Here is a 26,948-nt window from a genome sequence, read left to right on the forward strand (position 1 = left end):
GGGGAATGCAATAGCAGACGCGCGCTATCGGCGCGGGCTCGCGGGCGAGCAGGACAGGCGCAATGGTGGCCGTTCGATGTCGCGCATCGAAGGTGTTCGAAAGGAATCGCGGGAGACGATCAACGCGGCGGGTGGCGCGTTGGGATGGAAGCGGAAATGGAATGCAGGCGCTGGCGCGCCTGCATGGATGATGCAAGAAATCCGGCTGCCGGCAGGCGTCTGCACGATGCCTGACGGGCATCGCCGACGCATTCGCTTGTGCGTCTGCCGGTCACCGTACCGGGTCGACCGGCGCAACCGGCACGCCGCGCGCTTCGATGTCGCGCCCGGCGAGCAGGCACAGATCCTCGCGATGGTGCGCGGCGACCACCTGCACGCCGACCGGCACGCCATTCTCGAGCGACGTCGTCACGGCGAGCCCCGGCAGCCCCATCGCCGGCAGCGCGCGCAACGTGAGCTGCGCCTCCCACACGCGATCGAACCCGTCCTGCCCCTGCCGGTCGAGATCGTCCGGGAACGGCAGCTCCGACGACACCGGCAGCAACACGACCGCATATTCATCGAGAAACAGCCGCCACTGTCGCGTCAGCGTCGTACGCCGGACGAGCGCGCGGCTGATCACATCGGCCGGCAGGTCGCGCACCTTGCCGCGCACGGCCTCGACCACCGCCGCCGCGCCCGGATCGCCGTCGCCGGCAACCGCGTTCGCCAGTGCATCGAAACCGTCGCCGAGCCAGAGCTGCTCCTGCAACAGCGCGGCCTCACGCATCGGCGGCGTGTCGTCGATCTCGTCGACGGTCCAGCCCGCATCGACCAGACGTCGCGCGGCATCGCGCAACGCGGCCTCGACTTCGGGCACGACCTGCAGGCCGCCCGGCCGCACGCACAGTGCCGCGCGCTTCGGCACCTCGCATCCGTCGAACGGCACCGCCACGTGCCACGGGTCGCGTGGGTCGGGCGCGGCGAACGCCCGCAGCGCGAGCGCGAGATCGTCGATCGTGCGTGCGATCGGGCCCGCCGTCGACATCAACTGCGCACCGATCGCCCGCTCGGGCGACGACGCGTTGAACGCCGGCACGCGCCCGAGCGACGGCCGGATTCCGTGCACGCCGCATGCGTAGGCGGGGTAACGCACCGAGCCGCCGATGTCGGTGCCGACGGCAAGCGGGCCGATTCCCGCGGCCACGGCCGCCGCCGCGCCGCCGCTCGATCCGCCCGGCGTCAGCGACGGATGGCGCGGATTGCGCGTGTGGCCGTGCACGAGATTCGACGTGAACCAGCGCAGCGCGAACGTCGGCGAATTGGTGCGGCCGAGCAGGATCCCGCCGGCTTTTCTGAGGTTGCCGACCACCGGGCTGTCGGCATGCGCGATCAGGTTCTCCTGCAGGCGCGTGCCGTTCGTCGTCGCGAAACCCGCCTGGTCGACGTTGATCTTCACGGTGACGGGCACGCCCGCGAGCGGCCCCGGATCGTCGCCGCGCGCGATCGCGCGATCGACTTCGTCGGCCTGACGCCGCACGTCGTCGGGCCTGTGTTCGATCACCGCGTTGATCGCCGGATTCACCGCGTCGAGACGATCGAGCACGGCGTCCGCCACTTCGCGCGCGGACACGTCGCGATGCCGGACGCGTTTCGCGAGTTCGGTTGCCGGCAGTTGCCACAGTTGCGTCATGACTCCTCCTCGTGAAAAGACATCTCCGTCACTCGCGCCACCGCGCTTCCCTGCGAAAGCGCGGCGCCGCGCTCACTCACTGCGCATCCTGCTTCGCGCGTTCCGCCGCCGCGATGATCGCATCGGCCACGGCCTTCGGCTGGCTCAGCATCGACACATGGCTGCCGTTCACGCGCGCCACCGTCGCGCCGATCCGCTTCGCCATCGTTTCCTGCAGCGTCGGATCGATCATCCTGTCCTGCGTCGCGACGACGAACGTCGACGGCTTCACATGCCACGCGGCTTGCGTGACCTTCTCCGAAATGCACCCGCCGTACCACGGCCCCTGGGTCGCCGCGACGATGCGCTGCTGCGCGGGCGGCAGGTCCGGCGCGAAATCCTGCGCGATCGCCTTGTCCGACAACGTGGCGAAGCCGCCCGCGTCCTTGCGCAGTTCGCCGGCCCATGCGGGTGCCGGCAGCCCCTGCGTGACGTCCGCGATCGACTGGCCGTTGTCGGGTGCGAACGCGGCGACGTACACAAGCGACTTCACCTTGTCGTCGTTGCCCGCGTCGCTGATCACGACGCCGGCCCACGAATGGCCGACCAGCACGACCGGCCCCTTCTGTTCGTCGATCGCGCGCTTCGTCGCGGCTGCATCGTCGCCGAGCGAGCTCAGCGGATTCTGCACCGACACCACGTGCAGCCCGCGCGCCTCGAGCAGCGGAATCACGCGGTTCCAGCTCGACCCGTCGGCGAATGCGCCGTGCACGAGCACGACGTTCGTGCCCTTCAGGTCGTCCTTCTGCGCAGCCTGCACCGCGACCGCACCGAACAGTCCGCCGATCACGGCGGCGGACACCAGAACGCGTTTCATCAAACCGGCCATCGTTTTACTCCTTGCTCTGTTGTGTTGTTTGAACGTGCCGCGGTAGCGGCTGCGCCTGCGCACGAGGCAGGCGCGGCTCCGGATCACGAATGCGCGTACAGGTCGTCGTAAGCGTTCGGCGCGGAATGCGCTTGCGCCGCGCCGCGATGGCCGGCACGCGTCGATGCGTCGGCCACGTTGTCGCCTTGCGACTTCGACGGGCCGTTCTGGTCGGAACGCGCGACCTGCAGCGCGGCGGCGACGTCTTCCGGGTAATGCGGTTCGCTACGCGCCGGGTTGTAGCCGGCCTGTTCCAGGCGGACGAGTTCGGCGCGCACGTCGGCACGCGTGAGGCCGTGGCCGGTGTCGGCAAACGACAGGGCGGGGATGGCGGCGAGGACGGCAACGGCGAGGATGCGAGCGGCTTTCATGAGGGTTCTCCTTGAAGGAAGTAGGTCGGTCGATCATTCGGCATCCGATCCAGATCGTCTGGCATCGAACGTTTCCTGCATGTCGACAGTAGAACCCGCCCACGTATCCGGCATGTTTCCGGAACCGGGGCTTTCTGCATGCCAGTTTTTCAGGAACGGCCGCAGATACAGTGCGATACAAACCGGGCTACCGCATCGTTCATGGCCCGCTCCGCTGACGTTCTCCACGAAAGCACACCCACCATGAAAAAAAGGCGTGCCACGCATGGCACGCCTTTCCGTCGAACACATCGAACCGGGTACGTCACGGCGCCAGCCGCGTGAACACGTAGTCGTGATTCTTCACCCGCGCCTGATGGCACGCAAAGCACGTCTGATGCTGGCCGATATCGGCCGGCACGCCGTTGATGAAACGCCCGAAGCCCCAGCCGCCCGTCGACGCATAGCGGCGCGAGTCCTTCACCATCACCTGCACGGTCGTCGCCTGTCCGGGCACCGTCGCCGGCGCGAACTCGTCGGACTGCTTGCGCTTGTACGCGAGTTTCACCAGGATCGTGCCGTCCGGAAACGGCAGTGTCGCCTGCTCGAGCGCACGGATCGCGACGGGATTGCCGAGCACGACACGCAGTTCATCGAGCGGCGCGGCTTCTTCGGCCGGGGCGACCATTTCCCACTTCCGGTAGCCGGGCGGGATCGTCACGCCGTAAATCGGCGACGCGGCGGCGGCAGCCGGCTTCGGCTGCTCCGCGAACGCGGCCGGGCCGCTCGCCGACCACGCGCCGGCCAGCAGCACGCCCGCGACGAACCCGCGGCGCACTCCACCCATGCGCGCCCGCATCACAGGTGCTCCACTTGCAGGATCGCATCCGCGAACGCCTGCGGCGCTTCCTGCGGCAGGTTGTGGCCGATGCCGCCGGTGATCGTGCGGTGCTGGTACTTGCCGGTGAACTTCTTCGCGTACGCGGCCGGCTCCGGATGCGGCGCGCCGTTCGCATCGCCTTCCATCGTGATCGTCGGCACCGTAATCGCAGGGCCGGCCGCAAGGCGCCGCTCGAGGTCGTCGTATTGCGCCTCGCCCTTCGCGAGCCCGAGACGCCAGCGATAGTTGTGGATCACCACCGCCACGTGATCGGGGTTCTGGAACGACGCGGCCGTGCGCGCGTAGGTTTCGTCGGAGAACTGCCATTTCGGCGATGCGAGCTGCCAGATCAGCTTGTTGAACGCATCGCGGTTCGCCGCGTAGCCCAGCGCGCCGCGCTCGGTCGTGAAGTAGAACTGATACCACCACTGGAATTCGGCCTGCGGCGGCAGCGGCTTGCGGTTCGCCTCCTGGCTGCCGATCAGGTAGCCGCTCACCGACACCAGCGCTTTCACGCGCTGCGGCCACAGCGCCGCGATGATGTCGGCCGTGCGCGCGCCCCAGTCGTAGCCGCCGAACACCGCGCGGTCGATCTTCAGCGCATCCATCAGCGCAATGATGTCGACGGCCGTCACGGCCTGCTGGCCGTTGCGCACCGTGTCGGCCGAGCGGAACGTCGTCGACCCGTAGCCGCGCAGGTAAGGCACGATCACGCGGTAGCCGGCCGCGACGAGCAGCGGCGCGACTTCCGCATAGCTGTAGATGTCGTACGGCCAGCCGTGCAGCAGGAACACGACCGGGCCGTTCTTCGGCCCGAGGTCCGCATACCCGACGTTGAGCACGCCCGCGTCGATCTGGTGGATCGTGCCCAGCGACGCGACGCCGGCCGCGCGCTTCGCAGGCGCTGCATCGGGCGCCGACTGCGCGTGCGCCAGGGCGCTGAAGCCGAGGTCGGCGAGGCTGAGGCTCGCCAGCGTCGTACCCAGGATCAGGCGGCGGCGGGTGTTCACGGTTTCGGGCATGGCTCGTTCTCCAGTGTCGATCGCTAAGGAAGGTGACCCGCGGCACGTGCGGGCACTCGGGAATCTGCGTTCTCGGCAGCGGCGCATGGCATCGCGCCGCCGTGTGAATCGCTTCACCGGTTTTATACCCGAGCCCTGGCGAGGCTTTGTATCCCAACGTATCTGTCGGCGAACACGACACACGACGATTCAAAAATCGGGCGGGAATGCGGGTTCGCGGGGGGCCATGTGCCACGCGCCGGCCTGCCTCGGCGATGGCGTGGCCACGCACCGCCTCTCGCTTCGGCGCCGAAACGCGGCGATACTACGCCGCTTGCCGTGACAACCCGCCCGATTGCAGGTGACCGAATTGACCAATGCCGACGAACAAGACGCTCCCGTGCGCCAGGCGGGCACGAACGGGCCGCCGCTCTGGCTCGCGACCATCCTGACCGCGTTCGGGCTTGCGGCGCTCCTGCTCGCGTGGTTCTCCGGATACGCCACCGCCTACTGCGACACGCTTGGCGGTGCCGTCGTCTGGGTCGTGTTTGTCACGGCGGCTTTCGTTTTTGCCGCCTTCAGGGACAACTGGAACATTTTTCCGGTCGGGCTGGTTGCCTGCATCGCGCTCGCCGCGGTCGTCCGGCGGCTTCCGCGTTTCAAGGTCACGTGGCGTCGATTTTTGATCGTGCTGCCTTGTGTCTATGCCGCGATGACGCTTCTCACGTGGCTGAGGGACGTACACGGCACGTGCCGGATCATCTGAAGGTGACCGCCCCACCCCGCCGATGAACACAGGCCGCATGCCGGCCGGCCCGCATTCACCGCTCGAACCACGCCGCTGCACGCAGCCGTTCAGTCCTTCCGGTCCGGCAGGATATGCGCGCGAATCGAGCGGCCCCGCCACGAGATGTGATCGATCCGGGCGCGCAGCGTGTAAAGCGCCACCGACGACAGCGTGTCGAACCGAAGCAGTGCGATGGGGGTGCCGATCCCGGCCGGCACGCGCTCGATCGCATCGAACAGCGGGAATCCATGCCGCGCCAGGAACGCGCCGACCTCGTCGTCGCGCGCGTGTTCTTCGACATTGACCAGCAGTAGTTCAGCCATGAGGATTCCTTGCTCGTTCGCCCGTCACCCGATCAGCCGGTGCGTATGGCGCGCGATCATCAGTTCTTCGTCGGTCGGGATCACCCACGCCGATACGCGGCTCGATGCCGTCGTGATCAGCGGCCCGCCCGTGCCGTTCGCGTCGACATCGATCTCGACGCCGAGCCACGCCGCACGGCGCAACACCCCTTCGCGAACCGCCGCCGCGTGCTCGCCGATCCCCGCCGTGAACACGACGGCGTCGATGCCCTCCATCGCGGCCGCAAGCGAACCGAGTTCGCGCGCGATGCGGTAGACGTACAGCTCGATGGCGAAGCGCGCGTGCGGGTCGTCGCTCGCGAGCAGGGTGCGCATGTCGCTCGACATACCGGACACGCCGAGCAACCCGGAACGCCGATAGAGCAGATCCTCGACGGCACGCACGTCCATCCCGAGTGCTTCCATCAGGAAGATCACGACGCCCGGATCGAGGCTGCCGCAACGCGTGCCCATCGGCAGCCCGTCGAGCGCCGTGAACCCCATCGTGCTCGCGACGCTCTTGCCTGCCACGAGCGCGCACATGCTCGCGCCGTTGCCGAGATGGGCGACGACCGTGCGCCCGCGCGCCGCCGCCGGCGCGACGTCGGGCAGCACGCTCGCGATGTACTCGTACGAGAGCCCGTGGAAACCGTAACGGCGCACGCCCCGGCTGGTGATCGACGCGGGCAGCGCGAACGCCTGGGTCACCGCGGGCTGCGTGCAGTGAAACGCCGTGTCGAAGCAGGCCACCTGCTCGACGCCGGGCTGCATCGTTTCGAGGATACGAATCGGCGTCAGGTTGTGCGGCTGATGCAACGGCGCGAGCGGGGTCAGTTTCTCCAGCTCGGCCACGATCTCGGGCGTGACGCGCACCGGGCCGCTGAAGCGTTGTCCGCCGTGCACGACGCGATGGCCCACCGCCGCGAGACGGTGCCCTTCCTGATGCGCGCCCAGGAACGCGGCGATCTGCTCGAGCCCTTCCTGATGGCCGAACGTATCGCCGCCGGCCCATTGCCGTTCGTGACGCTCCGCGTGGCGGTCGACGGCGCTGAAGTGCGCCGTGGCCGTGTACAGGCCTTCGACCTGGCCATGCACGATCAGGCCGAGCGTGTCGCCGTGCACGTCGAATGCGGAAAACTTGATGCTCGACGAGCCGGCATTCAATACCAGAATCACGTCTGCCATGGCGTCACCCCGCGCGCCGGGCCGCTTCGCGCTGCACGTTCGCGACGAGCATCGCGACCGCGCAGGAAGCCAGCCGGGTAATCAACGAATCGGCACGACTCGTCAGGATGACCGGCACGCGCGCGCCGAGCACGATGCCCGCCGCATCCGCGCCGGCCAGGAACGACAGGCTCTTGGCGAGCATGTTGCCCGCTTCGAGGTTCGGCACCATCAGCACGTTCGCGTGCCCGGCCACCGGCGAATCGATCTGCTTGATGCGCGCGGCTTCGGGATCGATCGCGTTGTCGAGCGCCAGCGGGCCGTCGACGAGCGCGCCGGTGATCTGCCGCCGATCCACCATCTTGCACAGCGCGGCGGCTTCGAGCGTCGACGGCACTTTCGGGTTGACCGTCTCCATGGCCGAGAGGATCGCCACACGGACCTGCGGAAAATCCAGCGCATGCGCGAGATCGATCGCGTTCTGCAGGATGTCGACCTTTTCCTCGAGCGTCGGCGCGATATTGATCGCCGCGTCGGTCACGATCAGCGGATCGGCGTGCGCGGGCACGTCCATCACGAAGCAATGGCTGATGCGCCGGCCCGTGCGCAACCCGGAATCGTGCCGCACCACTTCGGCCATGAGTTCGTCGGTGTGAAGGCTGCCCTTCATCAGCGCGGACGCGCGGCCGTCACGTACGAGCCGCACCGCCGCCGCTGCCGACGCCTCGCTGTACGGCGCATCGACGATCTCGTAGTCGCCGATCGGTAGCTGCAACTCCGCGGCGGTCGCTTCGATACGCGCACGCGGGCCGACCAGGATCGGCTCGATCAGCCCCTTGCGCGCCGCCTCCAGCGCGCCCTCGAGCGAGCTTCGATCGCACGGATGCGCGACGGCCGTCGGCATCGGCGCGAGCGCCTGGCAGTGTTCGATGAGGCGGCGATATTTCTCGTGTCGGGTTTCCATTGCGGTTCCTCGCTGTCCGTCACTGCACGCGTTCGAGTGTCGCCAACGGCCCCCTGGCCGGTAGCGTGGCAGGCGGCGCGCCCAGTACCGCGCGAATGCGTTGCAGCGCCGCCCACTGTTGCTCGCTCACCGACGCGCTTTGCACGCGCGCGTCGCCCAGTAGCTTGTCCAGCAGCGTCAGCAGCCGCTGGCGGTCCTCCGGCCGGGCAAGCAGCACCGGCAGCGCGGCGACGGCCTGTTGGGGCGCGTAAGTCGCGATGATCTCCTGCTCGCCATAGATGCGCCGCCACTGGTCGGGCGGCAGGTTCGGCAGGTATTCGGCGTAGGTTTCGGCAAGCTCGCGCTCGGTCGCAAGCTGCGCCAGCGGAAACGGTTCGCCGCTGCGCTCGAGCAGAAACGCCGCGCGCGCAACCGCTTCGGTGTAGCCGCCACGCTCGATCGACGCGAGCGCCGCCTTCACGAACGGCAGGTCGCGAGGGTCCGCCGCCGCCGGCGCAGCAGCGTGACGGTCGCGATACTGCTCCCCGAAATGAAGCATGGCCGGCTGGGTGTACAGCGAGAAGAACAGCGACTCGATGCTTGCATCGCGCATCGCGCGGAAACAATCGAGCGACGCGCTGACGATATCCGAGCCACGCCGCTCGAGCTTGCGCCACGGCTCGATATCTTCGGCCGGCTGGCGGTGGGCCCTGACCGTGTCGGCGGCGGGCTTCAGCCAGCGAAGCCAGGGATTCAGTTCCGAAAACGCCCAGCGCTGGAAGCGCAGCGGATGAAAGTCGCGCAACAGGTGCGCCGTGGTCTCGTTCGATGCCTGCTGCACGTATGGCTGCATGAACAGTTCATACGCGCGCTGCGTGAACTCGGACAACGCGGCGACGGCCTCGAACGCTTGCTCGTCCTTGCGCCCGAAGCGGTTGAAGTATTGCGCGATCTCTTCCAGACGGTGCTCGGCGAAGGTGACGTCGTACGTGACCTTCCCGTCGGCGCCCTTTACCTCCTCGATCGACATCGCATAGAGGCCGGGCGGCAGCGTTTCGACGGCATCCAGCACGCTGACGATCTGCGCGTGCTCCTTCTTCGCGACCTTGCCGGACACGAAGATGCCGAGATGCCCCACGTCCTCTTCCACCAACCCGATGATGACCTGCCCGCGCGACTTGATCTCCTCCGTGCTGCCGTAGATGTCCGTGACCCAGTTGAACGCCTGCTGCGGCGGCGTGATGTTGTCGCCCATCGACGCGAACAGGATGATCGGCGAGCGGATCTCGCGCAGGTCGAACGCCTTGCCCGATCCGTCTTTCACTTCGCCGGACCAGAGCTTGTTGCCGATGAACAGGTTGCGCGTGATCCATTCGATCTCGTCGCGGTTCATCAGGTAGTAGCCGCCCCACCAGCGCTCGAACTCGAGGAAGCGCGGCGGCTCGGTGTCGATGTGGTCGTACACGTGGTAATACTTGTCCCACAACGTGTTCGCCGGGTTCAGGTTCTCGAAGTTCTGCACGAGATAGGCGCCGTCGAACTTGCCGTTGCCCAGGTCCGACGCGAACGACGCGAGCCACGTGCCGCCGAGTATGCCGCCGGCATAGCGCATCGGATTGTCGCCGGGCCCGTCGCTCCACGCGCCGCTCCAGTACGACATCGGGGCGCCGTTGATGACGATCGGGCCCGTATCGTCCGCCGACGAACTCGCGAGCATCATCGCGGCCCAGCCGCCCTGGCAGTTGCCGACGATGGCCGGCTTGAGGCTGTCCGGATGCAACTCCCGCACTTTCCGCACGAACACCTGTTCCGCGGCGCACACGTCGAGCAACGTCTGGCCGGGCTCGGGCTCCTGGAAGAACACGACGAAATACACGGGATGCCCCGCGCGCAACGCCACGCCGACTTGCGAATCGTCCTTGAAGCCGCCGATACCGGGGCCGTGCCCCGCGCGCGGATCGATGATCAGGTAAGGCCGCTTGCCGGCGTCGACGATCACGCCATCCGGCGGCTGGATGTGAACGAGCGCGTAATTGACGGGCCGTGCGAACTGCCGGCCGTCGAGCACGACGTCGTAGTCGAAATGCAGCACCGGCTTGAGCCCCTCGGCCATGCGCTCGACATATTGCGCGCCGCGCTCGCGCAGCGTGTCCCAGAACAGCAGCGCGCGCTGTGCAGCGTCGACCGCGTAATGCCACGCGCCCAGCGGCGAGAATGGCATGGCAAACGGGTCGGCGCCCGGCTCCTGGCCGGGGCCGTCGCGGCCGTCGAGTGCTTCGCCCAACCGTTTCCCGTACTGTTCCAGCGCGTGCTGCGTGCGCTTTTGCAGGACGTGGACAATCTCCGTGGCGATCTCATGACTGCGCGCCAGTTGCGTGGCAGCATCCATAACACTGTTCTCCAGAGGGGCAAGGTGAATCTCGACGCATTCCGGGAGCGGCCGCCTCGCGTCAGCCGAGCACGTGCATCCCCGCGTCGATGTAGTGAATACCGCCGGTCATCGCGCGTGCTGCATCGCTGGCGAGAAAGGTGCACAGTGCACCGACGTCGTCGATGTCGAGCGGACGGCGCAATGGCGCACGCCGGGCGGTGTCGTCAAGCAGGTGATCGAAGTTAGGCAGCCCGGAGGCCGCCCGCGTGGCCAGTGCGCCGGGCGACACCGCATGCACGCGAATGCCGGCCGGCCCCAGCTCGACAGCGAGGTATCGGACGGTGGCCTCCAGCGCCGCCTTGACCGGCCCCATCACGCCGTACTCCGCGATGACCTGGTCGGCACCGATATAGGTCATCGCCATCAGACTTCCACCGGACGTCATCAACGGCTCGGCCAGTTTCGCCATCCTGATGAACGAGTGGCAGGAGGTATCCATCGCGAGGGCGAACCCTTCCGGCGAACTGTCGACGACCCGCCCGTGCAGATCGGCCCTGGGGGCATAGGCAACGGCATGCAACAGAAAATCGAGGCCGCCCCACTGTTCGCCGATCGTGTCGAACACCTCGCGCATCTGGTCGGCCCGGCTCACGTCGAGCGGCATCGCAATCGCCGGCTTCAGCTGGTCGAGCAGCGGCTCGATGTACGGCAACGCCCGGTCGGATTGCCAGGTCACCGCCAGCTCGGCACCCGCTGCATGAAATGCGCGCGCACATCCCCACGCGATGCTCTGCTCGTTCGCCAGGCCGACGACGATGCCTCTTCGACCTTCAAGCGGGCGCATGCCATCGCAAGCCATGCGTGACTCGCGCACGTCGTTATTCGTCATCGCGAAACCTCGGGTCGTATTTTTTCACCGGGCGAAACCGTGAAAAAGCCGATTCGGCTTTTTGCCGCGTGCCAATAAACAGGATGATCCGTCCGCACTCAGGTGCAGTCGCGAATCATTGTATTGAGGGTTTCAATACATCAGGCAATTCACGCGATATATTTTGATTTTTATCAAAATCGCTTTTTAATCAAATAATTACGATGGAATGTTTCTTCCAGAAGGGGGCTGGTTCATCGATATGTCATTCAATCGTGAACGGAAGCGCCGTGCCGTTTCTGCTGTAAAACGGCCGCTTTGACGGGTGACGCCGGCAGCCATAACGACGCTACGGTGAATTCAGGAACGTGCACGACGGAAGCAAACGCCGGCCGCATCCGCGCCGGCCCGCGTTCGCCCGTCCTCCCTCGCTTACACGCGCCGCAACGGCCGGAACCCGGCACGCACTTCACGCGCGAACAACTCCGGCTCCTCCCATGCCGCGAAATGCCCGCCCTTGTCGACTTCGTTGAAGTAGATCAGGTTGTGATAGCTGCGCTCGGCCCAGCTGCGCGGCGCCTGGTAGATCTCGCCCGGAAACACCGTGATCGCGGCCGGCAACGCGATATCCACCGCGTTGAAGTTGTTCGAGTGATCCTCCCAGTAGATCTGCGCGGCGGACGTCGCGGTGTTGGTCAGCCAGTACAGCGAGATGTCGTCGAGAATCTCGTCGCGCGGGATCGAACGCTCGGGCACGCCACCGCTATAAGTCCACTGCGAAATCTTGTCGTACATCCACGCGGCCTGCCCGGACGGCGAATCGGCGAGTGCATAGCCGACCGTCTGCGGGCGCGTGACCATCATTGCCGAGTAACCGCAGTTGTCGCGATAGAACGTCGCGAGCTTCTCGTACGCGGCCTTCTCCTTCGGCGACAGCGACGCCGGCGCGGGTGCATCGGTCGCGAGCAGCGTCGCGATATCCGGCGGCACCGTCGCCGGCATGTTCACGTGAATCCCGGCCAGGCCCTGCACGCGCTGCATCGCCATCCGGTGCGAGATCACCGAGCCGCAGTCGCCGCCCTGCGACACGAAGCGCGTATAACCGAGCCGCGCCATCAGCTCGCCCCACGCGCGCGCGATGTGGTCGGAACCCCAGCCGGTCTGCGTCGGCCGGCCCGAGAAGCCGAAGCCCGGCAACGACGGCACGACGACATGGAACGCATCGTCGGCGCTCGCGCCGTGCGCGGTCGGGTCGGTCAGCGGGCCGATCGCCTTCAGCAGCTCGAAGATCGAACCCGGCCAGCCGTGCGTCATGATCATCGGCATCGCGTTCTCGTGCCGCGAGCGCACGTGGATGAAATGAATGTCGAGCCCGTCGATTTCCGTGATGAACATCGGGAAGCCGTTCAGGCGCGCCTCGCCCTTGCGCCAGTCGTAATCGGTGCCCCAGTAGCGCAGCAGCGCCTGCATGCGCGCCAGCCGCACACCCTGCGATTCGTCGGCGACGGTCTCGCGGCCCGGCCAGCGTGTTGCCGCGATGCGGCGGCGCAGGTCGGCGACGGCTTCGTCGGAAATGTGCGCGGTGAACGGGCGTATGCCGCTCGCGCCGGTCGCGGCATGCAGCGCCGTGGGCAGCATCGCCGAGACCCCTGCGGCCACGGACGTGGCAAGCAGGTGGCGACGCATCGGGGAAAACGGTGTGGAAGACATCGTTCGGCATCTCCTTTCGTGAAGTGGAAAGTGAACATGCCGCGCGCGGGGCCGCGCCTTCGCTTTCAATCCGGCGCGCCCGGCTCACGCGGCGTCGCCCATTTGAAAGGTCTGATGTATCCCGGATTTGTCTGATTTGTACGCGTTTGTAGCGGCGGCGCGGCGAGCGGCACGGCCGCTGCGGCCGCTCGCCCGCGCGACGCTTACAGCGCCTTGACGATCGCGCCGTCGACGCGAATGTTCTGCCCGGTGATGTAGCCCGCGCCGTCGGACAGCAGAAACGCGACCGTCTTCGCGATCTCGCCGGTCTTGCCGAAGCGGCCGGCCGGGATGCGCGCGACGATCTCCGGCGTTTCCGGCCAGCTGTCGATGAAGCCCGGCAGCACCGCGTTCATGCGGATGTGCTCGGCCGCGTAACGTTCCGCGTAAAGACGCGTCCATGCGCTCAGCGCCGCGCGCAGTGCCGACGAAACGGGCATCGGCTGCTCGGGCGCGTCCGCCGCGAAGCTCGAGATGTTCACCACCGCGCCGCCGCCCTGCTTCTGGAAGATCGGCGTCACACGGCGCATCACACGCACCACGTTCAGCAGGATCAGGTCGAGCCCCGCATGCCAGTTGTCGTCGGTGATCGCCAGCAGCTCGCCTTTCGGCGGATGCCCGGTGTTGTTCACGACCGCATCGATGCGGCCGTAGCGCGCGAGCGTTTCCTGCACGAGCCGGTCGATGTCGGCTTCTTCCGTCACCGAGCCCTGGATGCCGAACCCGCCCAGTTCCTCGCCGAGCGCCACCGCACTGCCCGACGGCGACATCAGCGCGACGCGATAGCCCGTCGCCGCCAGTTCGCGCGCGATCGCCGCGCCCATGCCCTTGCCCGCCGCCGTGATCAACGCCACTTTTTCTACAGTCACGATCTGCTCCTCATTCGAATCCTGCCGCCGCGCAACCGCCGTTCGGTGCGCCATGGTGGTAATGTAGGCGCATCGATACCCACTGTCGAACCAGTATTTCTGCCTCCAGCCGATAGTTTTTCTACAGCCTGACGATGCCGCCTCGCCCCTCCCGCCTGCCGCCGCTGAATGCGCTCCGCGCGTTCGAAGTGTCCGCGCGGCACCTCAATTTCCGCGCCGCCGCCGACGAGATCGGCGTCACGCAGGGCGCCGTCGCGCAGCAGGTGCGCCACCTCGAGGACGTGCTCGGCCTGAAGCTGTTCGAACGCCTGCCGCGCGGCCTCGCGCTGACGCACGACGGCGCCGCGTATTTCTCCGACGTCCAGCGCGCGCTGCACGCGATCGCCGACGCGACCGACAAGCTCGTGAAGCGGCGCGCCGCGCTGACCATCAGCACGACGCCGTCGTTCGCGTCGAAGTGGCTGATCCCGCGGCTCGCGCAGTTCACCGACGCACATCCCGACTACGACGTGCGCGTGATCGCCGACCCGCAGATCGCGACGTTCCGCCACGACGGCGTCGATCTCGCGATCCGTTACGGCAAGCCGCCGTTCGGCAAGCATCTCGCCACGCACGCGCTGTTCCCGCTCGACGTGTGTGCCGTGTGCAGCCCCGCGCTGCTGGCCGCGCCGGCGTCGCCGCGCGCGCTTGCAAGCCATGTGCTGCTGCACGACGCGCACGACCTGTGGCCCGAGTTCCTCGCCGCGATGCCGGAGCCCGTCGACCTCGATCCGCACAAGGGGCTGCGCTTCAACCAGACGTCGCTCGCGATCGATGCGGCCGTCGCCGGCCAGGGTATCGCGCTCGCCACCGATCCGCTCGTCGAGCGCGACATCGCCGCCGGCCGGCTGTGCAAGCCGTTCGATTTCGCGTTTCCGCTGTCGATGGGGTTCTATCTCGTGTATCCGGCCGAACGGCGCGATGACGACGCCATCGTCGTGATGCGCGAGTGGATGACCGCGCAGGCGGCGTCGGACGGGCGGCCGCCCGACTCGCCCGGTAGCCGCGGCGCGGGAAGCAGCGCTTAGGGCGATATGCCGCGAGGAGATGATCCAATGGGATGGGAAGAAAGATACGGCGGCATCTGGACGGGCGTGGTGATGCCCGGCGAGCAACCCGTTGCCGAAACGCATCTCGCCGATCGGCATCTGGTCACGCTGATTGTGCAACGGCCCGATGGCCTGTATCGGGCCGTCGTCCTCGGGCATCATCCCGATCCGCAGTGGCGTCTGCCGTTCTGGGGAGAAGTCATCGCGCCCGCGATCGTCGGGTCGATCGACGACGGGGAGCAGTACCTCGCCGCGGCATTGGCCCGTCACGTCGAAAGCGGTGCGTGAGCAGTCCGGCTCAGGGCGCGACCCACCGGCCTTCGTAGCCGCCTTCGTGCAGGTCGAACACCGCGCGGCGATGGCCGGCGCGCGCGAGTTCGAGCCAGTCGATGCGCGTCACGCTCACGTGAAGCAGGCAGAAGTTGTCGTAGCCGTCGTCGTCGGGATTGGCGCGCGGGCTCGCCGACACATGCGCGGCCTCAGGCGACTCGACCGGCGTACCCGGCGGCAACGGTGCGCGATACAGCAGCAGCGTATGCGGGCGGCTCGATTGCCAGATCGCGCGGCGTTGCGCTTCATCGTCGCAGATCGATGCAACGCCCTCCGCGCGAATCTGCACGAGCGCATCGAGATCGCTGGCGACGAACGCGATGCGCGGATCGCGGCGCAGCTCCGCGACCTTCTCCGAGCGCGCATCGGTATGAAACGACAGCACACGATCGGCACGGCTCGCCTGACGCAACACGATCGTGCGTACCTTCGGCGCGCCGTCGATACCGAGCGTCGCGGCCTGCAGCATCGTGAACGGCGAACGCTGCGCGCTCACGCCGGATTCGAGGCAGGACCAGAGACGCTCGTACGTTTGCGCGAGCGATTCGGAAGTTGAGTCGGACATGGCGAAGCGGCGATCGTGCGTGTTGCGGTCGCGCAAGCTTAACCGCTTGCGGCGGCGCCGGCACGCGTGCCGCACGCCGGCCGTCGCCGTGCGGCTCAGTTGTAGCCGAGGACGACCGGCGCCGCGTCGCCGATGTCGTCCGCCGGCTGTGCGCCGAAGCGGCCGAGCACGTCGGCCACATACTGCGGCCCTGCGCTGATCTGCGACGAGCGGTGCGCCACGGGCCGGTTCTCGCCCGCGCCGGGTGCTGCGCCCATCGATACGGTGTCGTTGACGGTGATATTCACGTTGTTGTCTCCTCACGCGGCGAGCGCCGCTCCATACGCGCGCACGAGGCGCGCGACGCCTTCCCGGATCGCATCGACGTCCGGCGCGGCGAACGACAGGCGCAGCGATGCGGCGTCGACGTTGTCCGCGAAGAACGCCTTGCCCGGCACGAACACGATCTTGTTCGCGATCGCCTGTTGCAGCAGCACGTCCGACGACACCGCGCCGATCCGCGCCCACACGAACATCCCGCCTTCGGGACGATGAAATTCGATCGCATCGCCGAGGCCGTCGCGCAATGCGTCGCACATCGCATCGCATTTGCGCTGGTACGCGGCCGTGATGCGCGGCAGGTGGCGTTCGAGCGCGCCGTCGGCCAGATATTCGGCGGCGGTGGCCTGCGTCCACGGCGTGCTGCACAGGTCGACCGTCTGCTTCGCGATCACGCAGCGGCGCGCGATCTCGGCCGGCGCGATCGTCCAGCCCACGCGCAGCCCCGGCGCGACGATCTTCGACAGGCTCGCGAAATGCACGATCCAGTCGCGTGCGCCGTCCACTTCGTCGGCCAGCGCAAGCATCGACGGCACGGCTTCGCCCGCGAAACGCAGGTCGCCGTACGGATCGTCCTCGACGATCAGGAAGCGGTATTGCACCGCGAGACGCAGCAGCTTCAGCCGTCGTTCGCGCGTGAGCGTCGCGCCCGTCGGGTTCGCGAAGGTCGGGACCGTGTAGAGCAGCTTCGGCTGCGCGATCGCGCCGGATGAAAGCTGTTCGCCGAGACGATCGACGTCGAGCCCCGCGCCGTCGACCGGAATCGTCACGATGCGCGCCTGCTGCAGACGCATCGCCTGCAGCGTCGCCGGATAGGCCGGCTGTTCGGTCAGCACGACGTCGCCGGGCGACACCATCACGCGCAGCAACAGGTCGAGCCCCTGCTGCGAACCGGTCGTGACGAGCAGCTCTGCCGCCGTGCACGCCACACCGCGACGCGCCATCAACGCGATCAGTTGCTGCTTCAGTTCGGCGAGGCCATCGGTCGGGCCGTATTGCAGGCAGCGCACCGGCTGCGCATACGAGCGCCCGGCGGCCGCGTTCAGGCCGTCGACGTCGAAGAGGTCGCTGGCCGGATAGCCGCCCGCGAAGGAAATCATGCCCGGTTCGGACAGGTACTTGAACAGCTCGCGGATCGGCGAGCCGGCGGGATTCTGGAATGAGGGGGTGAACGCGTACATGTCGTCGTGAGCTGGATGGTGCGGACGGCCGGGATAGCCGCCAGGTACCGGCCACCGCGGCGCTTCTGGCGCCACGGCGGCGAAATCGAGCCACGATTGTCGATAGTCATTAAGGCCGCGGCAAACGATATCTATGCACTAGGTCTTGCGGTTTGGTCATCAAATGGGGCGCGGGCGGGAGCAGCAAATCGACGGTCGGCCCCGTACGCCGGCGTGCCGGCACCGGGTGCCGGGCACGCGTTGCCGCCGGAAAACCAATCCGCCCGATTGTTTCGCCACCTGCTCCCTTGCCCCCGGTTCGCCGGAACCGGGCCGAATCAGTGCGCCGTGCCCACCGGCACGGCCGGCGGCGGCTTGGGCTTCCACGTCGAGAGCGTGCGCGTGAGGTCGTCCGACACATAGTGCGGACCATCGAACAGGTAGACCGGATAACCGCGATACGCCAGCAGTTGCTTGCCCAGCTCGTCGGCGCTGGCCGAACGGAATCCGCCCCGCTCGGCAGGCCTGAACGCCTCGGCGATGACACGCACGCGCTTTTTTCCCAACTTTGCAACCAGTTCGTCGAGGTAGGCGCGCGCGACATACGGCTCGCGGGCATAGACACCGCAGCCGTCCTGGAAGAACACGCCGACGTCCGCGGGCAGCCACGCCGCGAGCCAGTCCGCGAGCGCCTTTCCGCCGATGTTGGTCTGGTCGTACACGCTCACCCAGAGCGGCCGCGGCAGCCGTTGCAGGACGGCGGCGAGCTTTGGCGCGTCCTGCCAGGTCGGATCGATCTCGACCGGGAAGTAGTAGCCGGCGACATGCAGCGGAACCGGTGCGCGCGCCACTTCCAGCGACTGGTCGGCGAGCGTCGACAGATGGGTGCGCGCCCGTTTTTCATCCTGGTAGCCGGCCAGCCCCAGGATGACGTTCCTGGCCCACGGCTCACGACCGATGCGCTCCCAGTCGGGAAGATGCGCGGCGGGCTGGATCGAGGTGCTGGCGATGAACGCGGTATCGTCGACGACGGTCCATTGAATCAGCAGATCGTGAATGCCGAGCATCTGCCAGTTGCCGACCGGATTCGTCGTCGAGTTGTCCACCTGCCAGACGATGCCGTCCGCGTGCACGTCGTGCGCGGTCCAACTGCAGGCGGCCACGACGAGCGAGGCGCCGATCGCCGCGAGCGTCGCCGCCCGGGGCGAACGCGGCGCGACAGGGAGCGGGCCCGGTCGAACTGCGAGCCGAAGCCGGCCCATACGCCGTTGAATCCTGCGCCAGGCCGGGATCGCGTATGGGGTCATCGCTGGCTCTCCGGAAGCATGCCTGCGCGTCATCGTAGCCGATCGAACGCAAACGTGCGACCCGCCTTGTCAATGCGGGTCGCACGGGGCTGTCGCTCCGCCTGCGTCACTTGGCCGTCGTGCCGTCCACCCACTTGTAGCCGAGATTCGTAATGCCGGTAATCATGCTCTGGAAGTCCTGGAGCGCCGGCAATCCGAGATCCGGTTCAAGCCAGTACGGATGGAAGAAGAACGACGCGAAACCGTCGCGTACCGCCAGGCCATACTGGGCATTGGTCACGATTTGCTGCCACGTGTACGTGATGCACGAGAACGGGTCGACATTGCAGATGTTGTACTGCACGCTGCCCAGGTTCTCCGGAACGATCCGCTGCCCGTAGTAATCGGCGTTGATGATGTACGGGAAAAACTGTCCGGCCGAAAAATCCTGGTTGGCGGCACCCGTTCCGAGTTGCGGCTTGGTCGACGTGTAGTACACGGCCCGCTGGAACGTGGTCGGGAACGTGAGGGCTGTCGCCGACGACGCGGCCGGCGACATCTGGTACTGCGGCGCGGCCCAGCCGACGATCTTGTAGCCGTTGAGCGTGAACTCGAGCAGGCCGTCGGCCATCCTGCCTTCCGCCCACGGGATGGAGTCCTCATCAACCGGCCGGTTCTGCACCGCGTACCAGAACTCGTAGTCGCTGCCGCTGACTGCATTCAGCAGGTTCGGCGTCGAATCGTACTGGTGCGTGTAGCCGTGCATCACGATCGAGCCGCCGCGCGCGAGCGCGTAGTTCAGCGCCCTCTTGAGGCCGGTTGCCTGCGCCAGATGGATCGTCTCCGGCACGCCGCCGTTGTAATAGCCGTTCGGGTCCGTATACAACGGGATGGTTGCCATCGTGAACGGAATGTGCTTCGAGTACATGTAATTCGTCAGCTGCTGCATCGAACTCGTCGTCGTATACGCGTCGAGGTCTTCCAGACGGACGAGCGCACGGTGATTCACCGGTGCATTGGTCTGCAGGATGTCGTGCAGGATGTCGCAGATCACCAGGTAGCGATCCGTCGGGCCGATGTAGGAAAACGGCATGTCCGCGAAGTACCAGAAGTTGCCCGAGCGCATGATGTAGGGCGCGGTTGCCCCGCTCTGGCTGTTCTTGATGGTGACGAGCGCCTGCGCCTTGGTGGAATCGACGACCTGGGTCAATCCGATGTCCGGATCCGCGCTGATGACGCCCGTCGACGCGTTATAGGCGTAGTACTTGACCATCGACAGGTTCTTGTACGTGACCGTATCGTAGAAACCCGGATTCGGATTGCTCGCCGACGGCGTCGCGTTCATCCCCGCGAGGCCCACGAAGCTGAACCCGAAGGTCTGATTGAACGTGAAGGCCGTGTTCCAGGCCAGTTGCCACAAGTTGTACTTGAACCAGACCACCGTCTTCTTGGTGGTCATCACGTCGCTCATGAACGCCGTCGGAATCGGGTTGTTGTAGTAGTCGCCGATATAGAACGTGACGTCGTGGCTCCCGACCATGCCGGACGTGTAGTTCTGGATCGGAACCAGATCGATCGTCGCATTGAAATGGCCAAGCAGGTTTCTCAGCATGATGCTGTACATCAGGCCGAGCTTCGAATACGGGTTGTTGGCCGGGTTGTCGTACAGCACGAGCGTATGCGCTGTGGTGGCCTGCGCGTGCGCGGTGCCCGGCAATGTCATTTGCGCGAGCCCCGCTAGCAGGGCGATGACGAGCAAGATCTTTTTCATGGCCGTTTCTCCCTAGTCACGTTGCACATTGCCGTTGAGTTTCTTGACGGAATTCTTGCTGAACTTCGGGCGCCCCGTTTCCTTGTATGCCTTCTCCCAATCCTCGTCGGACATCCCTGCTTTCACGTTGACCTGGGCCGAGCCGTTCGGCAGCGGAGGCGGCTTGATGTTCGTGACGGAAGCGTTGCCTGTCGCCTGCGCATTCGCATCCTGAACGCCGACGGCGATGGCGAACGTGGTGATCAATGCGACGAGTGATCCGGCGATGCTCAACCCGTTTCGAAAAGATTCATTGCGATGCGAAGGCATGATTTTCATCCTTTGATATGCAAAATAAGTTCATCTCGCTCGCGAGACGAGCATCGAGAATCACCCTCCGGAATCGGGACGCCATGTCGTTAATTTTTGCTGCGCAATTGAAACCAGACAAATAAATCCGGGAGGAGATGGCTTTACTTTCAAGCTAGATCCGTACCATCGGTCGCAAATGGGCATGCGCCAAGGGAGTGAAATTCATGCATCGACGCCATTCGAAAATTGGGCCGATAAAACGTTTCAGGCATGCAACGCGGCGGTGTCATGAATTTAATCGGACAAACGCGCGAACCCTGTTCGTACGATTCAGGGAAAACCAGTCAATCGCCGAGCTTCTCTGAGCGCAACGCGAAGATTTCCTCCGGTGACACGCATGTGCAATGACGACTGAAGCACCGGCTTTCCGGTTCGACACCGGTTTATCCGGCTGGTCACCGCCGGAATCGTGCGGCGATTTCCCGAAAGCGACGATCGGAGCCCGGCAGAGGGTCGGAAAACGATGTGTCATCCGGTCGATCGACGGCGTGTTTCAGCACTGAAACATTTGGCTCGGATTCGGCAGGCCAATCCCGTGCGGCCCCCTGCGATGCACGTAACGTCAAGGGTCGCGCAGCGATGGCGCACGACTTGCTACATGAGCTGTGTGCTGCGGAGTCGGTGCGCGGGGGCACTGCGCAAGCGTCGGGTGGAGAGCGGCGGCAGGCGATCAGGAATGCAGGGACGGAGGCAGGCAGGCAAGCTGGAAACGGGCTGTCAAAAAGTCATCCACTGAACACGTTGCATCGTTCGCGATGCAACGTGACCACATCGAGAAAGCTCGCGTGCTGCCGGCTTTTTCGAGCGGCGGGAATTCGCGCGGCGCAAGCCACGGAGTGGACGTGACGGGGCCGGCGAGGACGGGGAACTTTCGTCTTTCGTCGATACGAGGGGAAATAATCAAATACAAGATAAAAGCGCGGAAAAAATGATGGATAACATGATTTGGAGTGCGTACTTATACGCACTTAACCTTGTCGCCATTGTGACCGCAATTGTCATCCTGGTAAGCACACTGGATGACCTCACGCTGGATGCCTGTTACTGGTCGTTTGAAATCCGGCGCATCCTGCGTCGTGAAAAATCGCAAACGATCGATATCGGCATGCTGCGCGCGCTGGAAGAACGGCATCTGGCGCTGATGGTACCGGCCTGGAAGGAATACGACGTGATCGCCAAGATGATCGAAAACACCTTGGCGACCCTCGAGTACGAGCGCTACGTGATATTCGTCGGCACCTATCACAACGATGCCGAAACCACGGCCGAGGTCGAACGCATGGTCCGCCGGTACCCGGGCAGGGTCACGCGCGCGACCGTCATGAACGACGGGCCGACCTGCAAGGCGGACTGCCTGAACTGGATCGTCGAGGCGATCCTGCGCTACGAAGCGGTCCACCGAATTCAATTCGCGGGCGTCGTCATGCACGACTGCGAGGACGTCATTCATCCGGTCGAACTCAAGTATCTCAACCACGCGGTCGCGGATAGCGACCTGGTCCAGCTTCCCGTGCTGTCCTTGCCGCGAAAATGGAACGAGTTCGTCGCCGGATGCTACCTGGACGACTTCAGCGAAACGCACCAGAAGGACGTGCCGGTTCGGGCCCGCCTGACCGGCATCGTCCCGGGCGCGGGCGTTGCATCGTGCTACAGCAGGCGCTCGATCGAAGCGGCGATGAAGGAACGCAACGGCGCGCCGTTCAACACCAGTTCGCTGACCGAGGATTACGACTTCAGCTTCCGGTTGAGAGACCTGGGGATGAAGGAAACCTTTGCATGCATTCCATTGACGGGCATCACGCGCGATGCAGCGGAAAGACGCGCAACGGGTAGCGTCGCCGATCGCAACCTGCTGGCCACGCGCGAGTATTTTCCGAAAACATTTCGTACCGCGTACCGTCAGCGCACGCGCTGGATCCTCGGCATCGCCTTTCAGGGCTGGGAGCAACTCGGCTGGAAAGGCAATCTTCTCACCCGATACATGTTCTTCCACGATCGCAAGGGCATCGTGACCTCGCTGTTTTCGGTCATTGCCTATGGCGTGCTGATCAACTTCCTGTTGCTCGGCGTACTTCAGCGATCCATCCATGTCATCCCCGTCGGCGCCCCGCTCGTCATGGCCAGCCACTGGGTCGCGCCGCTGCTGTGGATCAACACCGCCATGCTGTTCGCGCGGGCCGGGCAGCGTTTCCACTTCGTCAGCAAGCTGAACGGCCCGACCCAGGGGCTGCTGTCGATCCCGCGGATGTTCGTCAACAACCTGATCAATTTCTACGCGGTTTGCCGCGCGTGGCGCATCTATATCGGCCACCTGGTGACCGGCAAGCCCATCGCCTGGGACAAGACCAGCCATACCTATCTGTCGAACGAAGCGCTCGGGAAAGCACGCATGAAAGTGGGCGAGATCCTGGTCGGCTGGGGCGTGGTCACGCTGGAGCAATTGCAGGCGAGCCTCGACAAGCAGCTGACCTGCGGCAAACGGCTGGGTGAACTGCTGGTCGAAGGCTGCGCGATATCCGCCGAATCGCTCGCGGATGCGATCGCCGAGCAAGCCGAACTGCCCCGGGTGAGCCTCGGCAACGTCGCGGTGGGCCACTTCGCGGATTCGCTGGCATTCGAGCTCCAGTACGCATACCACGCCGTCCCGTTTTCTACCGCGGAAGACGGCACGTTGAACGTCGCGGTCGGGCGACCGCTCACGCCGGACGAACAGGACGTCGTGCGGCGCGGCGCCCGATCGAACGTGGCCTACTTCATCGCCTGCGACGCGGAGATTGCCGCCGAACTCTCCCGGCACTCGCGCTTCGTCGAACTCGCCCGCGTACGCGACGGCGACCCGGCGGCGCAGCAAGGCGCCCTCGTGGCGAAACCGTCGGGAGAACAGGCATGAAGCATTCGAAACCCCCGATCGCGGCCGGCCTCAAGCGCTGCGCACGGTTGAGCGCACTGGCGATCGCCGTGTCGCTGGCGTGGCAGGCGCCGGCCTTCGCCGCGCAGCCGCTGACGCCCAAAGCCTACCGGCTCGCCGACAGCGCCTACAAGGCGATCAATGTCGGCGACCTGCCCCTCGCGGAAGTGTACGCATCGCGCGCCATCAGGATTCAGCCCGGTAGCGAACAGCTCGGGCTGCTGCTCGTCGACGTATACAGGCGGGAAGGAAAGGTCGACGAAGCGGACGCCTTGGTGGAATCGCTGATGGTTCGTTTTCCGAAGAGTGCGGCGGTGCGTGCGCAGCATGGCTACCTGGCGCAGCGGCAGATGCACTACGACGTCGCCTGCAGCGATTTCTCGGCCGCCGTCGCAACCGGGAAATGGAGCAAGGAGCAGCAGCGCAACCTGCGTCTCGCCTGGTCGGACAGCGCGCTCGCGGCGAATCGTCCGCATGAAGCCGGCATTGCGCTGGCACCACTCGCCGATGAAAAATCGGCCGTGGTGCAGTTGCGCATCGCGCAGTTGAGCCTGCAGGCGGGCGACCGCGATACCGCGATCCGGATGGCGGATCTCGCGGCCGGCGATGCGACGACCGACGGCGAGCGCAACATGGCCGCGTCGATCGCGGCGCAGGCGCGGCAGGAAGACCAGCCCGCCCAGGCGCCGGTGGACAATACCGCGCAACAGAAGTTGCAGGAAGCCTATGACCTGCTGCGCGACCATAAGGATCGCGAGGCACTCGATGCATTCCAGGAGGGCTTCGCCGGCGGCGCCGGCAACGCGATGAACTACGCGGACGCGGGTTATGCCGCCAAGCGGATCGGGTTGAACGACGAGTCCATCGACCTGTTCGAGCACAGCCTCGACGCCGACGAGAACGAACACAAATTCGATGCGCAGCACAAGTTCGGCTATCGACGGGAAGTCGAGCAGCTTCAGCGCACCTGGGGGTTCGTGCTGAGCGCGCCGTACCAGTCGGCCGCATTCGGCCCGCAAGGCACGATCAGCGTGTTGCAGCCGGGTATCGAAGCGTATTGGCAGCCGCCGAAGATCGGCTACCAGAACGGCCGCATCTTCCAGTTCTTCGTGCGTGGATACGGCACGGCCTACGACGGGACGGGCAACGTGACCGGCATGCCGACCGTGCAGGGTTCGGTGGGCGCGCGCTACAAGCCGCTGCCCGACCAGAACGTCGTGCTGACCGCCGAGCGGCTGTTCCACGTCGGCAGCCTGTCGATGACGGACTGGCTGATGCGCGTGGGTTATTCGTCGGAGGCCGGGACCGACCTGAGGGTGACCGAACCGAGCTGGCGCAGCTGGCAGGCGTATGTCGAAGGCGCGTACTTCATCAGCGCGGGCCGGTACATCATTTATTCGGAGTTGCGTTACGGGCACACCTGGCGTTTGCCGATGATCAGCGATCGGCTGACCATCTACCCGCACGCCGCGGTGGCCGGCGATCACGACAATCGACAGCCGGAAAAGACGGCGATCGGCGCCGGGCCCGGCATCCAGTTGCGGTACTGGTTTCGCGAAGGGCGGTACAGCGCGCCGGCAAGCTATCTGGATGTCACGGTGCAATACCGGTTCGGATTGACGTCAGCGGCACGCGCACGTGGTCTCGTGGTACGCGCGACATTGTGGTTCTAACCAACGACGCTGACGCTTGCTCCTGGATGGCGCTTTTCGCTTAGTTGGGCGCCTTGAGCGTGATGATCGTCTGACGCAACAGCTGGAAGTACGAGCTCGTCGAATACGGGAGCATTTGCTCGGCGTAGTTCCACCAGAAGAATCCGCCGATGAAACGCGGATCGGTCATGCTGTTGACCATCGGGTAGTAGGTCTTGATCAGGTTCTGCTGCACCGATGCGGGCGCGGAGATATCCGAGGTGCCGATTTCGCCGAAGCCGACCTTCGCGTTCGGGAAGATGCTTTCCAGCGCCGCGAAATCGTTCTTCCACGTCGGGTTCAGCCCCGGGCAATCCTGATACGGGTAGTAGCTGAACAGCGCGTAGTCGGCCTGCTGGCGGACCGTCGAGGACAGGAACGCGGTCGGCCACGTCTTCCAGTAATCCTGCGGCTTCTCCCAGCAGTTGTTGCCCTTGCTGTCGTCGTTGTAGTACAGCGTGATGGCCGTCTTGCCGCCGTTCGATTTGACGATCTGGTTGGCCGCCGCAACCATCTGGCCGATCTGCTGCTCTTGCGAGTTGACCACGGAATTCGTGCCGCTCGGGTTGTTACGCAGCCATTCGCCGTTGATTTCGTTCGCGATCTCCCAGACGTCGACGGTGTTCTTCAGCTGCGACACCAGTTCCTGCGTTCTTGCCTTGTACGTGGTGAGGTCCGTCGGGAAATAGTAGGAATCGTAGACTTCGCCCATCACGTACGCGACTGCGTGCAGGCGCAGCAGAGGCGCGTAGTAGTCGGCGGCCGACGTATCCGGATCGAACACGACACGCACGGTGGGCTTATACGGCAGGTTCTGCAGCGACGCGACGATGGCGTCCAGTTTGGTCAGGTCGTCGAGGGTCACACCGTAGACGGGATTCTTCAGAGGTTCGACCTGGGCTTCGGCGGGCCGGGATAAAGGCATGAGCCCGGCATAAGCGACGCATGCGGCGATGGCCGTGCGCGAGAGATTTTTCGTCAGTCCTTTCAAAACGCTTTCCGTTATAAAGTAAGAGGAAGCGCGATTTTAGACGAAAATAAAAGATAATTATCGGACGATACGCGAAGTAGCGAGCCCTAAAACTTCGTTAGGATTGGTATCGAAAGCGAGCTATCCGGAGTGTCGCGACGGGTGATTGTTACGAAATACTGATTAAATCGGCGCGGGGTGCGGAGACGCGGCAGAGGCGTCCAAGGGTAAAGCCGATGTCCGGGTGGTTGCTTGCAAACGATTGCGGACATCCCGAGCCGGCAGCAACGGATTTCGACTGACAAGCACGGCAGCGTGAAGGGAGCCGCTCGCCAGGGTCGCGTCGGAACGTCCGTCGCCAGAGTCAGATCAGGCGAGTAAGTCAAAACCCTGATCTCTCGGCCAGCGTCGGATCAGGCCTGAGATTGCTTCGCCGTCACGCCATCACGGGCCGTGATCGACCCGAAGCCGACGTACGCCGGCACATTCGCCGATGCCGAGAGCAGAAGCTCAATTGAATATTCCGATCAGACCGTGCACCGAAGGGTTTCGGCGAATGGCCCGGACTTCAGGCGTCCGCTGAGCGTTTGACCGTGAACCGATCGCCG

General features: G+C 65.4%; 24 protein-coding genes. 5 read left to right on the forward strand and 19 right to left on the reverse strand.

The window, feature by feature from the left end; genetic code table 11:
• Positions 1 to 271: 271 nt before the first annotated feature.
• The 5 genes from E9536_RS29450 to E9536_RS29470 form a co-directional block, all read right to left on the reverse strand.
• On the reverse strand, positions 272 to 1,672 hold the full coding sequence (locus E9536_RS29450; protein WP_136471709.1) for an amidase family protein: 1,401 nt from the start codon (positions 1,670 to 1,672) through the stop codon (positions 272 to 274).
• 76 nt (positions 1,673 to 1,748) lie between these two features.
• Positions 1,749 to 2,540, reverse strand: a complete 792-nt coding sequence (locus tag E9536_RS29455; RefSeq protein ID WP_136471711.1) for an alpha/beta hydrolase — start codon at positions 2,538 to 2,540, stop codon at positions 1,749 to 1,751.
• A gap of 83 nt (positions 2,541 to 2,623) precedes the next feature.
• Positions 2,624 to 2,950, reverse strand: coding sequence for a DUF4148 domain-containing protein (locus E9536_RS29460; protein ID WP_059692880.1), 327 nt, complete (start codon positions 2,948 to 2,950; stop codon positions 2,624 to 2,626).
• Between the two features lie 304 nt (positions 2,951 to 3,254).
• The gene (locus E9536_RS29465; RefSeq protein ID WP_119338529.1) at positions 3,255 to 3,788 is read right to left on the reverse strand and encodes a cytochrome P460 family protein; all 534 of its coding nucleotides are present in this window, start codon (positions 3,786 to 3,788) and stop codon (positions 3,255 to 3,257) included.
• On the reverse strand, positions 3,788 to 4,831 hold the full coding sequence (locus E9536_RS29470; protein ID WP_060085643.1) for an alpha/beta hydrolase: 1,044 nt from the start codon (positions 4,829 to 4,831) through the stop codon (positions 3,788 to 3,790). The genes E9536_RS29465 and E9536_RS29470 overlap by 1 nt, the downstream gene beginning before the upstream one ends.
• A gap of 340 nt (positions 4,832 to 5,171) precedes the next feature.
• Between E9536_RS29470 and E9536_RS29480 the strand changes: the two genes are divergently transcribed.
• Entirely contained in the window at positions 5,172 to 5,576 is a 405-nt protein-coding gene (locus E9536_RS29480) for a hypothetical protein (RefSeq protein WP_136471713.1), read from the forward strand.
• 89 nt (positions 5,577 to 5,665) lie between these two features.
• Here the strand turns inward: E9536_RS29480 and E9536_RS29485 are convergent, their stop codons facing one another.
• From E9536_RS29485 to E9536_RS29515, 7 genes are all read right to left on the reverse strand, one after another.
• Positions 5,666 to 5,920, reverse strand: coding sequence for a hypothetical protein (locus E9536_RS29485; RefSeq protein WP_060085645.1), 255 nt, complete (start codon positions 5,918 to 5,920; stop codon positions 5,666 to 5,668).
• A gap of 24 nt (positions 5,921 to 5,944) precedes the next feature.
• The gene (locus E9536_RS29490; RefSeq protein WP_060197521.1) at positions 5,945 to 7,123 is read right to left on the reverse strand and encodes an acetate/propionate family kinase; all 1,179 of its coding nucleotides are present in this window, start codon (positions 7,121 to 7,123) and stop codon (positions 5,945 to 5,947) included.
• 4 nt (positions 7,124 to 7,127) lie between these two features.
• Complete coding sequence (locus E9536_RS29495; RefSeq protein ID WP_027790717.1) at positions 7,128 to 8,066, reverse strand: phosphate acetyltransferase; 939 nt, start codon at positions 8,064 to 8,066, stop codon at positions 7,128 to 7,130.
• Positions 8,067 to 8,085: 19 nt separating this feature from the next.
• On the reverse strand, positions 8,086 to 10,434 hold the full coding sequence (locus E9536_RS29500; protein WP_136471715.1) for a DUF3141 domain-containing protein: 2,349 nt from the start codon (positions 10,432 to 10,434) through the stop codon (positions 8,086 to 8,088).
• A 61-nt stretch (positions 10,435 to 10,495) separates the two neighbouring features.
• Entirely contained in the window at positions 10,496 to 11,275 is a 780-nt protein-coding gene (fabI, locus tag E9536_RS29505; protein ID WP_027790715.1) for an enoyl-ACP reductase FabI, read from the reverse strand.
• A gap of 441 nt (positions 11,276 to 11,716) precedes the next feature.
• Positions 11,717 to 12,994: an epoxide hydrolase gene (locus E9536_RS29510; protein ID WP_060358777.1), complete on the reverse strand. Its 1,278-nt coding sequence runs from the start codon at positions 12,992 to 12,994 to the stop codon at positions 11,717 to 11,719.
• Positions 12,995 to 13,197: 203 nt separating this feature from the next.
• The gene (locus E9536_RS29515) at positions 13,198 to 13,902 is read right to left on the reverse strand and encodes an SDR family oxidoreductase (RefSeq protein WP_059732361.1); all 705 of its coding nucleotides are present in this window, start codon (positions 13,900 to 13,902) and stop codon (positions 13,198 to 13,200) included.
• 134 nt (positions 13,903 to 14,036) lie between these two features.
• On the opposite strand from E9536_RS29515, the gene gcvA reads away from it, so the two are divergent.
• On the forward strand, positions 14,037 to 14,969 hold the full coding sequence (gene gcvA / locus E9536_RS29520) for a transcriptional regulator GcvA (protein WP_027790712.1): 933 nt from the start codon (positions 14,037 to 14,039) through the stop codon (positions 14,967 to 14,969).
• A 27-nt stretch (positions 14,970 to 14,996) separates the two neighbouring features.
• Entirely contained in the window at positions 14,997 to 15,278 is a 282-nt protein-coding gene (locus E9536_RS29525; RefSeq protein WP_136471717.1) for a hypothetical protein, read from the forward strand.
• 10 nt (positions 15,279 to 15,288) lie between these two features.
• On the opposite strand, the gene E9536_RS29530 is transcribed toward E9536_RS29525, so the two are convergent.
• The 6 genes from E9536_RS29530 to E9536_RS29555 all read right to left on the reverse strand — a co-directional run bounded on the left by E9536_RS29530 (position 15,289) and on the right by E9536_RS29555 (position 20,729).
• Positions 15,289 to 15,885: a pyridoxamine 5'-phosphate oxidase family protein gene (locus tag E9536_RS29530; RefSeq protein ID WP_136471719.1), complete on the reverse strand. Its 597-nt coding sequence runs from the start codon at positions 15,883 to 15,885 to the stop codon at positions 15,289 to 15,291.
• A gap of 95 nt (positions 15,886 to 15,980) precedes the next feature.
• Positions 15,981 to 16,172 (reverse strand): hypothetical protein, encoded by a 192-nt coding sequence (locus E9536_RS29535; protein ID WP_136471720.1) that lies wholly within the window; start codon positions 16,170 to 16,172, stop codon positions 15,981 to 15,983.
• Positions 16,173 to 16,184: 12 nt separating this feature from the next.
• Positions 16,185 to 17,384: a PLP-dependent aminotransferase family protein gene (locus E9536_RS29540; protein ID WP_136471722.1), complete on the reverse strand. Its 1,200-nt coding sequence runs from the start codon at positions 17,382 to 17,384 to the stop codon at positions 16,185 to 16,187.
• Between the two features lie 317 nt (positions 17,385 to 17,701).
• The gene (locus tag E9536_RS29545; RefSeq protein ID WP_124534271.1) at positions 17,702 to 18,670 is read right to left on the reverse strand and encodes a hypothetical protein; all 969 of its coding nucleotides are present in this window, start codon (positions 18,668 to 18,670) and stop codon (positions 17,702 to 17,704) included.
• Between the two features lie 106 nt (positions 18,671 to 18,776).
• Positions 18,777 to 20,420: a DUF2334 domain-containing protein gene (locus E9536_RS29550; protein ID WP_124918242.1), complete on the reverse strand. Its 1,644-nt coding sequence runs from the start codon at positions 20,418 to 20,420 to the stop codon at positions 18,777 to 18,779.
• 12 nt (positions 20,421 to 20,432) lie between these two features.
• Positions 20,433 to 20,729, reverse strand: coding sequence for a hypothetical protein (locus E9536_RS29555; RefSeq protein ID WP_060312435.1), 297 nt, complete (start codon positions 20,727 to 20,729; stop codon positions 20,433 to 20,435).
• 973 nt (positions 20,730 to 21,702) lie between these two features.
• Between E9536_RS29555 and E9536_RS29560 the strand changes: the two genes are divergently transcribed.
• Together E9536_RS29560 and E9536_RS29565 are read left to right on the forward strand one after the other, a co-directional pair.
• Positions 21,703 to 23,661, forward strand: a complete 1,959-nt coding sequence (locus tag E9536_RS29560) for a glycosyl transferase family protein (RefSeq protein WP_247873528.1) — start codon at positions 21,703 to 21,705, stop codon at positions 23,659 to 23,661.
• Entirely contained in the window at positions 23,658 to 25,352 is a 1,695-nt protein-coding gene (locus E9536_RS29565) for a bacteriophage N4 adsorption protein A (protein ID WP_136471726.1), read from the forward strand. Before E9536_RS29560 ends, E9536_RS29565 begins: the two co-directional genes overlap by 4 nt.
• A 40-nt stretch (positions 25,353 to 25,392) precedes the next feature.
• On the opposite strand, the gene E9536_RS29570 is transcribed toward E9536_RS29565, so the two are convergent.
• On the reverse strand, positions 25,393 to 26,295 hold the full coding sequence (locus E9536_RS29570) for a hypothetical protein (protein ID WP_226113421.1): 903 nt from the start codon (positions 26,293 to 26,295) through the stop codon (positions 25,393 to 25,395).
• Positions 26,296 to 26,948 lie beyond the last annotated feature (653 nt).

The sequence above is a fragment of the Burkholderia sp. LS-044 genome, from assembly GCF_004803625.1.
Classification (GTDB): domain Bacteria; phylum Pseudomonadota; class Gammaproteobacteria; order Burkholderiales; family Burkholderiaceae; genus Burkholderia; species Burkholderia cepacia.